We start from the raw sequence: 10625 nt of genomic DNA, 5'->3' as shown, positions 1-10625 counted from the left end.
AGGAGACGGCATACGGGATCCGGCCGGCGTGGGGACTGGAGTTCAGGCGGTTTCTCTTCCGGAGGCAAGCGTAAGACTACTGCAAAAGTAGCAGCAGCCTGTGAAACGTCAACCCGCCGAGGAGCTTCGGCTCGGTAGGAATCTCCGCGCCTTTAGGCTGGGGAGGATGTCAACCTGTCCTCCTGTGATATAAAATCCGGTTATATAATATATGTTGATAATTCTATAATTACTTCAATTTCCCTTACTCCCCTACTCCCCTACTCCCCTACTCCCTTACTCCCCATCTCCCCACCTCCCCATCTCCTCTAAGTCCACTACTTTGCGACCTAATACCAAAAAAGTAGTACCATTATTCCAAATTCCTTTTGGTGTAATTAACCGTTTTAATTCTTCTTCAAATTCGGCTTTCATTTGTTCTATTTCCTTGGATGAAAGTTGTGTAAGTGGATTGGGAATATTTCCTGGAGAAGGATAATAAACTAAATTCCACCTTTTTTTTGCATCTTCTAAACTCAGATAACTCCCATGATTTTCCATTTCAACAGAAATTATTTCTAAGTCTGCTTGTATCAATAAATTCTGGTATTTTTCAATAGTATTTACGGTATTTGATAAATGAAAAACATCAAGATTTATTCCATGATTTTCTAATACTTTTTCCAAAACAACTATCCCTGTAAAACCTGTTTCAGCTATACTATGAATACCTATGTAACTGCCAGGTTTGAGAAACTGAGACCAAAGACGTAAAGTAGCTGCTTTATCTGCCATTAAGGGAAAAGCATTAGCACAGAAAATCAGGTCAAAACTGTTAGCTGGAAAGTCGATATTTTCCCCATCTGCTAACTGAAATTCAATATTTTTAAGGTTCAATTGTGCAACTTTTTTTCTTGCTTGTTCGAGCATTCCACTAGAAATATCTATTCCCACAATTCTACCATTATCGCCTACTAATTGAGCTACTTCAATAGCAACATGACCCGTACCAGTAGCAATATCTAAAACTTTATCTCCTGGTTTAATTTGTGCAGATGCAACCAGGCGATGGGTAATCTGAGAATGCCATTTACTTTCATCATAGTTTTGGCTTCTCTGACTATAAATTTTAGCTAATTCCTGTTTATATCGGTCTAATTTGACTTGGTTATTCATCATTAAAATTTGTAATTTAATAGTAAGCATTTCCTAGGTCATGCTGCGCAAACAGCACTCAGTTATCAGTTATCAGCTATTAATTTATTGCTTTTTGAACAGAAATTAATATTGATAGATTTAAGGAGAATTAAAAGTATTGGAAAAAACTGACCTTGACGAGAGAGAGTGCATATTCATTATTTATGAAACAGCTAAAAGCTGAGTTATAATAGCTGTTTGCGCAGCATTCCACAGTAAATGCTTACATTTAATACATAATAAATGAAGCAGTACATTCACTCAATTTACATTATACAGGTTGCTTTTTATCGAATTTTATGCTAATAAACAATATAATCAGGACTTACGCAAATTGACTTTTAAACCACCATCTGTAGGGGCAAATGGTATTGGCTAACGCCAAGCTCCGCTTTATATGTTGCGGAGCAAAACGTCCTAGCCATAAGTAGAGTTTTTGCGTAAGTCCTAATAATGTTTGCTAAACAATTAAAATTGGGAGCAGTATCAATTAAGTGAAAATTTTATAAAATTTTTATCATTATTTATCAAAGTCTTAGAAGAAATATTAATCCTTTCAAAAATACAGGTATCTGCGTTGGTACAGGCCGATCGCTATAATATTAAATACATAAAATTATCTATCTAAATATCTATGAAATATTCCGCATCTACATCTACTCAAAAATCTCCAAAAGCAAAACAAAATCAAGCAGAAAATTCTCTTCCTCCTAATACTGACTACAGTCAAATTGACACTAGCAAACTGTCAGAAATGATGCAGCGTTATGTGGAAGTAAAATTACAATATTCTCACGCTCTTTTGCTATTTCGAGTAGGTGACTTTTTTGAATGTTTTTTTCAGGATGCTGTGACGATCGCTCAGGAATTAGAATTAGTACAAACTACTAAGCACGCTGGTAAAGAAATTGGTAGGGTACCGATGACGGGAGTGCCTCACCATGCAGTGGAAAAATATGCTGCCATGTTAGTAGAAAAGGGTTACGCTGTGGTTGTTTGCGATCAAGTAGAAGATTCTGCTATTGCGAAAAAAGAAAACCGTCAAGTCAAGCGTGAAATTACTCGTATTCTTACCCCTGGTACTCTGACCGACGATGGAATGCTCAAACCTCGCTACAATAATTATTTGGCTGCTGTCGTTATTGCCAAAAATCATTGGGGTCTTGCTTACACTGATATTTCCACTGGAGAGTTTCTTACCACCCAAACCCAAGGTTTAGACCAACTCACTCAAGAATTGATGCGTTTACAACCGTCGGAAGTGCTATTTCCTACAAATGCGCCAGATATAGGTTTTATGTTGCGACCGGGAGAAAAATCGGACTATCTTCCAGAATGTCTACCGAATTCTTTCTGTTATTCTCTACGTCCGCAACAACCTTTTACTTTAGGGGAGGCAAAAGAGCGACTATTGGCAAAATTTCAACTGACATCCCTAGAAGGTATCGGTTGTGAACGTATTCCACTGGGGGTGCGTGCTGCGGGTGGGTTGCTGGAATATCTGGAAGAAACTCAAAAGGAAAATCAAGTTCCGCTACAACGTCTGCGGAGCTATACTTTGGCAGATTTTTTGATTATCGACCATCAAACTCGCCGGAATTTGGAAATTACTCAAACAGTGCGAGATGGGAGTTATCAAGGGTCGTTGTTATCAGCGATCGACAAAACTAGCACTGCAATGGGTGGTCGTGCTTTACGACGATGGTTGCAGCAACCACTTTTGAGTCTGAAGGGTATTCGCGCTAGACATGACACTATTGATGAACTGATAACTAATAACGATCTGCGTCAAGATATTCAAAGAGTATTGCGTCAAATTTATGATTTAGAGCGTCTAACTGGGCGTACTGGTGCTGGTACGGCAAATGCTAGAGATTTAGTTTTTTTAGCTGATTCTTTAACGAAACTTCCTGAACTTTCGGCATTAGTATTGGCGGGTAATTCTCCCTATTTAAAAGTTTTGCAAAAAATTCCACCAATATTACAAGAATTGGGAGAAAAAATTCATTCTCATTTAGTAGAGTCTCCTCCTCAAAAGTTAAAAGAAGGAGGGTTAATTCAGTCTGGTATAAATGAACAATTAGATCGGATGCGGAGGTTAGCTGAAGAAGACCAAAAATGGATTGCTAATTTGGAAGTTACAGAGAGAGAAAGGACGGGAATTTCTAATTTAAAGGTTGGTTATAATAAGGCTTTTGGTTATTATATTAGTATTTCTAAATCAAAGACAGATTTGGCTCCGGATGATTATACTCGGAAGCAGACTTTGACTAATGAGGAGCGTTATATTACTGAGGAATTGAAGGAAAGAGAAGTGAGAATTTTGACGGCACAAGATGATTTGAATGAGTTGGAATATGATATTTTTGTTGGTTTGAGAAATGAAGTGGGGGAATATGCAGAAGAGATTAGAAATGTTTCTAGGGCAGTAGCAGCTATTGATGTTTTGTGTGGTTTAGCAGAAGTGGCAATTTATCAAAATTATGTTCGTCCTACAATGACTGATAGTCGGGAATTGAAAATTATTGAGGGTCGGCATCCGGTGGTGGAAAAGTATTTGCCTGCTGGTTTTTTTGTGCCGAATACTTCGATATTAGGTAGTAAAAATATAGAGGAAAATAATTCGGGAATTACTCCTTATTCTGCGCCAGATTTAATTATTTTAACTGGTCCGAATGCTAGTGGAAAAAGTTGTTATTTACGGCAGGTAGGATTGATTCAATTAATGGCACAAACTGGTAGTTTTGTTCCAGCAAGTTCTGCTGTTTTGGGGGTGAGCGATCGGATATTTACTCGTGTTGGGGCAGTGGATGATTTAGCAACAGGTCAATCTACTTTTATGGTGGAGATGAATGAGACGGCAAATATTTTGAATCATGCTACGGAAAAGTCTTTAGTTTTGTTGGATGAAATTGGTAGGGGAACGGCAACTTTTGATGGAATTTCGATTGCTTGGTCGGTGGCAGAATATTTGGCAACGGAAATTTTGTCTCGGACAATTTTTGCTACTCACTATCACGAATTAAATGAACTTTCTTCTATTTTAGATAATGTGGCAAATTATCAGGTAACGGTGAAAGAGTTGCCGGATAAAATTGTATTTTTGCATCAGGTACAACCTGGTGGAGCAGATAAGTCTTATGGAATTGAAGCGGGAAGGTTAGCAGGTTTACCAGATTCGGTAATTCAACGAGCGAGACAGGTAATGCAGCAAATTGAAAAGCATAGTAAGATAGCTATTGGTTTGAGGAAAGGTATTAAGAAAAAAGAGGAGGAAGAAGTAATAACTGTGGAGCAGTTAGATATTTTTAGTGAGGAATTTGGAGATAGTTTGTTATGACAGTTATCAGTTAACAGTTATCAGTTATCAGCAAAATTTGTAGGGTGCGCTCACACGGATTATGGCACGGATATACGGATTAAGAGTTCAGCAATAAGTGTAGGTTGGATTGAGGAAGTGTTAGCGCCAGCTTATCCGTTAGGATAAACCCAACAACAATAAGGTAGGTGTATTTTGGGTTTATCTTTGACAGGACTTACGCATTTTTCTGGGAAAAACGCTATATATGCCATAGTGCTATAGTTTTTATATACTATCTGTAGTGTCTTTGCGTAAGTTCTGTTTCAGATAAGCTCCGCCAACACTTCATTCTATCAAAGCTACATTTCCTATATTTATTCTGATTAAAAGTTTTTTGTATAGTATATAGTAATCAAAAAATATTCATGGCCTAATCTTAAGTATGGAAGACCTGATACCGATATTTATCTTGACATCACCTGATGTTAAAGAATTACTTGCAGATAATCAAATAGATTTAGTAGAAGTTCTACAAAAGGAAGGAATTAATGTTAGTCAAGAGTTTGCTCAAGACCCAACTGTAGATGCTAAATCTGGCCAGAAAGACGTAGCAACTGTTATTATCGCTTCAGCAGCATTAATCTTGGCCATAACTCCGATTTTATCCAAAGTAATTGCTGCACTGTCTCACAAAAAAGTTATTGTCAAAGAAAAGGTTTGTTTACCAGTAGAAGACTCCAGTGGGAATGTAGTTAGAAATAGTTCTGGAGAACCAATTTTACAATGGGTAGAGCGTGCCCGCTTTTTAGAATCTTCACAAGAAGAATCTAGCAAGAAAGTTTCGTTGAAAGGGCCATTAGGTATTGAAATTTCTTATGAAGAAACCCCTAAGAAATAGAATTTGACAAGAAAATTGCCTTGAAAAGGCCAGTAGGTATTCCTGTTTCTTATGAAGAAACTCCTAGGGCGTGTCATCAATTAAATCTGAAAGTGCTATTTAGCAAGAGTTTTGAACTTTTGGCCTGGAAAGACTCCAGACGCTAAAAACCTTGACTCACAAAGCTTATAGTTCTAATTGATGACAGACCCTAGTTATTTTTTTGAAGTAATTTTTTCACGAAGGTAAACTTATATGCGACGTGCATTTGTTATGGGTTCAAATGGGCCTCCTGGCGATACTCAACTTCGCTATGCCCTTAATGATGTAGAGAGAATGAGAAATGCTCTATCAAATGAGCGATGTGGTTTCATTGTTGAAAGCCCTAATTCAGAAGATAAGATTTGGAAAGTTTATGAGCAGTTATCTGATCTTGCTTTGTCTTGTAGTAGTGATGATACATTCATCTGTCATTTTTCTGGTCATGGTCGCCTATTCAAAGGTTCCTTATTCCTACTTTGGAATGATAGTGATATAGACAATCTTCCTAAAACAGCGTTGTCAATTGGAAGAATAATGGAAACTTTGAGTTACTGCAAGGCAGAAAATAGGTTACTAATACTTGACTGTTGTCATGCAGGTGCTGTTGTAAGTATGCCAAAAAATGGAGATGAGGCTACAGCAAATGAGATTGTAATCAAACCTGATAATTATTTAGTCCTTGTAGCAGGTGCTCGCTCAGAACCAGCACGAGAAATTGAGGAGCTAAAAGGAGGTTTTTTAACTTCTAATATTTGTGATGCCATCAGTGAAAAGTTAGACGAAGCAGATATAGATAGAGACGGCAGAATATCAGTTGATGATTTAAAAAAGTGGCTACGGAAAAAATTTCAGGAATATAACGAGAAATTACCAAAAAAATATCACGTTCCTCTACCGTTTCCTTATGGACAAGATGTAGCGGAATTTTTTCTAACTTTACCTCCAAGTAGCAGTTCTGAGTCTAAAGATTGTGAGATATTTCCCTACCAAGCATTAGACTCTTTCTCTAAGAAAACAGCAGATTTTTTCTTTGGTAGAAAACAAGTAGTTAAAGATTTACAAAAAGCATTAGAAAAATCTAATTTTGTACTTTTAATAGGCAATTCTGGAAGTGGTAAATCTTCAGTAGTAAAAGCAGGATTGACTCCTGAATTAGAGACAAATGGTTGGCAAGTTTTAGATCCTGTAGTTCCTTGGACTGAGCCAGTTAGTTACTTGAAATATGAAATTACTCGGCAATTTTTTGGAGAAGGAGAAAAAATTAAAGATGTTCTCGATCTGATTGAAGCCAATGGTTTAACTTCAATAACAGAGCATATTCCTGGTGAAAAACCAATTCTAATTATTGTCGATCAATTTGAAGAAATTTTTACAGTTTGTTCTCAAAAGCCAGAACAACAACATAGATTTATTGAGCTATTGACTCAGGTGGCTAATACTTCTGCATCAAGATTGAAAGTAGTAGTAACTTTGCGTGCAGATTTTTTACAAGATTGTCTTCATTATCCGCTGTTAGCTAGGCTAATTCAAAATCAATCAGTCTTCATACCAGAATTAGAAGATGAGGATTTAAAGCAGGTTATTATTGAACCAGCAAAAAAACAGAATTTTAGTTTTGATGATGGATTACCAGAATTTATAATAAAGGAAGTTACTCAAGAGGAAAATTTTTTACCTCTACTACAGTTTGCTCTGACGGAACTGTGGAAAGAAAAAGATGAAAAAAATAAAAAAATAACAGCTAATCAGTATATCAATCAAGGCACAATACTTGGACTATTAAACCGTCGTTCAGAAGAAATATATCAAAGTTTCAATGAACAGGAAAGAGTTTGGACAAAACGTATCTTGTTAAAGTTAGTGCGTACAGGTATAGGAAATAAAGATACTCGACAGCGACAATCTAAACAAAAGGTTTTAGAAATTGCTGGAGATAATTCAGAACAGCAAATAGCTATTCAGAATGTTCTAAATAAATTGATTAAAGAGCGTTTGCTAGTAACAGGAAATGATAGTGAAGGAGCAGCTTGGATAGACTTAGCCCATGAAGCACTTATGGAAAGATGGGAACAGTTTTCTTTATGGCGTAAAGAGAATCGAGAACTGAGGCGTTTGTGTGATAAAGTAGATGACTATCATCGAGAGTGGCTCAAATATCAAAAAGATCCGAGATTTCTAATGATGGGAGGAGTGCTACTTCAGGTAGAGGAAAAGTGGTTAGATATGGAGCAAGAATTCAGTGCTGAATGCGAATATTTTAAAGACTTTTATGAACTTAGTAAGTCTGCTCAAGATATACCTGAAGGATGTCTAAAACAGAAATTAGAAGAACAAGAGAGAAAACATCAACTTGAGTTACATAAATATCAAATTGAAGCAGTGCAAAATCAGGCGGAAATTAAGGTATATAAATCCCAGTTAGAGGCTAAAGATGAACTGATAGAAAATTATAAAGAGCATAATCAAAAACTAGAAAAAATAGCTCTCAATTTGTCTCAAAATCAAACTAATTTAGTTATTCAATTAGATTCACAAATAAAGCCTGAAGAGAAACACAAAGAAATTATTAGCAATAACTTTGAGGGAACAAATATTTATGGCAATATTTTGATGAACAGTGGCGATATTACGACGAACAATTATGTTTCTGAGCAAAAACAAAGTCTTGCTGAAGCAGCAGCAGAAATTCAAGAGCTTCTAGAACAGCTTGATAAAACTTACTCCCAGGATAGAAAATCTCAAGAAATGACAACTTCTGAAAAAATGATTATAGCATCTGAAGCTATTAAAGAAATTGAAAGAAATCCAATTTTAAAACAAAGGATAGTTCGCGCTTTAAAGGATGGTGGAAATAGCGCTATCAGGGAGTTTATAAATCATCCTGCATTAAGTATCACTCTGGCTGCAATTGAAGGTTGGCAGAAGAATAAAGACTTTTAGTCAAATTTTATCAAAATTCAATAGATACGAGGTATGAAATGAGAATTATACAAACAACAGGAACAGTGAAAAATGGAGAAGTAAAAATCACTGCTCCTCCAGAGTTTAGTAATGGTGAAATAGACATTATTCTTGTTGCCAAAAATGAGCCAGATGAATTTGAGATTATGCGGGAAATAGCAAAAGCAAAAGGGTATGATTCTCAAGAAAAGATACTCTACCTAATCAAGAAAGTTAAATTAGAAATGCTTCAGGAAAAAGATAGAATAAAATAATGTCTAAAATCAAACGTTTATGTCTTGATACAAAATATAATCGGTATTCAAATTGTAAAATTATTGTAGTGCGGGCATCTTGCCCGCGACAAGTGTACCTAATAACAACGGGAACCGCTATATCATAGAAAAAAAAGCAGGAATTAGAATCAACAAAATGGAATTATGAGAGGTTAATTTTATGGTGATTTCATCAGCTAATACCCAATCTTTTGTGAAACTTATTGAATACTTAAATTGTGACGGTATTGATAGCGAACGCTTATTAATTTCTACTGATATAAGCTGGAATATTTATGAAAATCTATTAAAATATTTGGGAAATTCACCTTATTTTAAAGTTATTTATAATCAAGGAAATTTACAAGTTATGTCTCCTAGCAGTCGCCATGAAATTTACAAGAAAATGTTGGGGATGTTGGTAGAAAATTATTGTTTAGAAACAGGGATTCGTTTTTATCCCTTGGGTTCTACAACTTTGAAATCTCAAGATAAATTAAAAGGAATTGAGCCAGACCAATGTTATTGTATTGGTAGTAAAAAAAGGATTCCCGATTTAGCAATTGAGGTTGTTATTACTAGCGGAGGAATTCAAACTTTAGAAATTTATCAAGGTTTAGGTGTTTCTGAAGTTTGGTTTTGGCAAAATGGAGAGTTACAGGTTTTTTGCCTACAAAATTCTGAGTATTTGCAGAAAAACAATAGTCAGTTATTACCAAATCTTGATTTAGATTTATTGGTTAGTTATCTAGATTGGGATGATCCTTTTGATGCTATTTGGGATTTTAAAGAAAGAAGGAAGAAGGAAGAAGAAAGAAGGAAGAAGTAATTAAGTGTAGGTGGGTTGAGGAACCGTTAGCGCCAGCTTATCCGTTAGGATAAACCAAACAAAAATAAAACGCTAAAAATTAGATCGTAAAAAATATGAATTATCTTGCTCAAATTGCCCATAACTCCTGGATGAAAATATACCTGAGAATTTTAGCCTTAATTTTTACCTATAGTGGGTTAATTCACATTACAAATATCATAGGTTTAGGCCAACAACCATGGTTAGAAACTCCTCTAATATCATGTCCGGATAAGAGCGTGATCAAAAACTTTCTCCTTCAACTCCAGTTATTCTTCTTCCTTCTTCTTTCTTCCCTCCTGACTCCTGACTCCTGACTCCTGACTCCTAAGTCGTTATTTATTTATAACTGTTCAACCGGACATGATATAACTTGACAAATAGGAGACATAATTTATGGCATCCTAGATATTGTGGCTGTTATTGGTTTGTGGCAAAGAAAAGCTTGGGGAATTAGTTGTTTTCTCATAGGAATTTTATCTCAATTTTTAATTTACACAGTTTTTATAGATTATTTTGCTTTTACCGAACAACAGCAAACAACTATTTACGGTTTATTAGGAACAGAGGTGATTTTACTTTTGATATTTTTAGTTTTATTATTGTTGAAAAAATAGTTACTAAATCAAACATTCATCAATTTTAAATATTATCTAGTAACTGTTTAATCAGTAAAATTTATTTTGAGCGCTCGGATTCATTTTCTATTTGTGGAGCTGGAAATATATTTTGAATTGGCTTTACCAATTTTGGTAATCCATCTGGATATAACTTAGGATAAATAATCAGCAAAAGAATGCCAATAATAGAAGAAGTTATATCATGTCTGGTTGAACAGTTATAAATAAATAACGACTTAGGAGTCAGGAGTCAACCCACCCCTCGCCCCTCCCAGGAGGGGAGGGGAAGTCAGGAGTCAGGAGGGAAGAAAGAAGAAGGAAGAAGAATAACTGGAGTTGAAGGAGAAAGTTTTTTATCACGCTCTTATCCGGACATGATATTAAGCAGTCCGAGACAAAAAACGGACGTGGAGGCAAGCGTAACCTACCCCCATCCCCTCCCGGGAGGGGAGCAAGAGGGGTGGGTGCAGCAGCCTGTGAGACGTCAACCCACTGAAGAGCTACGGCTCGGTAGGAATCCCCGTGCCTTGTGTCTTTAGGCCGA

At 36.0% G+C, this 10625-nt stretch carries 7 protein-coding genes; 6 read left to right on the top strand and 1 reads right to left on the bottom strand.

The genetic code is table 11. The features are described from left to right. Window positions 1–276: 276 nt before the first annotated feature. The gene (locus F6K54_RS31295) at window positions 277–1158 is read right to left on the bottom strand and encodes a class I SAM-dependent methyltransferase (RefSeq protein ID WP_293086631.1); all 882 of its coding nucleotides are present in this window, start codon (window positions 1156–1158) and stop codon (window positions 277–279) included. A 652-nt stretch (window positions 1159–1810) separates the two neighbouring features. On the opposite strand from F6K54_RS31295, the gene mutS reads away from it, so the two are divergent. The 6 genes from mutS (at window position 1811) to F6K54_RS31265 (ending at window position 10078) form a co-directional block, all read left to right on the top strand. Continuing rightward, window positions 1811–4516, top strand: coding sequence for a DNA mismatch repair protein MutS (gene mutS, locus F6K54_RS31290; protein WP_293086627.1), 2706 nt, complete (start codon window positions 1811–1813; stop codon window positions 4514–4516). Window positions 4517–4919: 403 nt separating this feature from the next. After that, entirely contained in the window at window positions 4920–5375 is a 456-nt protein-coding gene (locus tag F6K54_RS31285; protein WP_293086624.1) for a hypothetical protein, read from the top strand. Window positions 5376–5609: 234 nt separating this feature from the next. Further along, complete coding sequence (locus F6K54_RS31280) at window positions 5610–8336, top strand: caspase family protein (protein ID WP_293086622.1); 2727 nt, start codon at window positions 5610–5612, stop codon at window positions 8334–8336. Window positions 8337–8374: 38 nt separating this feature from the next. Beyond that, window positions 8375–8611 carry a hypothetical protein gene (locus F6K54_RS31275; protein WP_293086619.1) on the top strand — a complete coding sequence of 79 codons (237 nt, stop codon included), beginning with the start codon at window positions 8375–8377 and terminating at the stop codon, window positions 8609–8611. A 181-nt stretch (window positions 8612–8792) separates the two neighbouring features. After that, entirely contained in the window at window positions 8793–9440 is a 648-nt protein-coding gene (locus tag F6K54_RS31270) for a Uma2 family endonuclease (RefSeq protein ID WP_293086616.1), read from the top strand. Between the two features lie 434 nt (window positions 9441–9874). Beyond that, entirely contained in the window at window positions 9875–10078 is a 204-nt protein-coding gene (locus tag F6K54_RS31265) for a hypothetical protein (protein WP_293086613.1), read from the top strand. Window positions 10079–10625: the final 547 nt, after the last annotated feature.

Origin of the sequence: Okeania sp. SIO3B5, assembly GCF_010692555.1 — a bacterium.
GTDB lineage: Bacteria > Cyanobacteriota > Cyanobacteriia > Cyanobacteriales > Microcoleaceae > Okeania.
The sequence above is the reverse complement of the archived record's forward strand: the minus strand, read 5'-3'. Positions and strand labels throughout refer to the sequence as shown.

Coding starts and splice junctions, on each gene's coding strand:
- F6K54_RS31295 (WP_293086631.1), bottom strand. CDS start 1,158: ATGATGAATAACCAAGTCAAATTAGACCGATATAAACAGGAATTAGCT.
- mutS (WP_293086627.1), top strand. CDS start 1,811: ATGAAATATTCCGCATCTACATCTACTCAAAAATCTCCAAAAGCAAAA.
- F6K54_RS31285 (WP_293086624.1), top strand. CDS start 4,920: ATGGAAGACCTGATACCGATATTTATCTTGACATCACCTGATGTTAAA.
- F6K54_RS31280 (WP_293086622.1), top strand. CDS start 5,610: ATGCGACGTGCATTTGTTATGGGTTCAAATGGGCCTCCTGGCGATACT.
- F6K54_RS31275 (WP_293086619.1), top strand. CDS start 8,375: ATGAGAATTATACAAACAACAGGAACAGTGAAAAATGGAGAAGTAAAA.
- F6K54_RS31270 (WP_293086616.1), top strand. CDS start 8,793: ATGGTGATTTCATCAGCTAATACCCAATCTTTTGTGAAACTTATTGAA.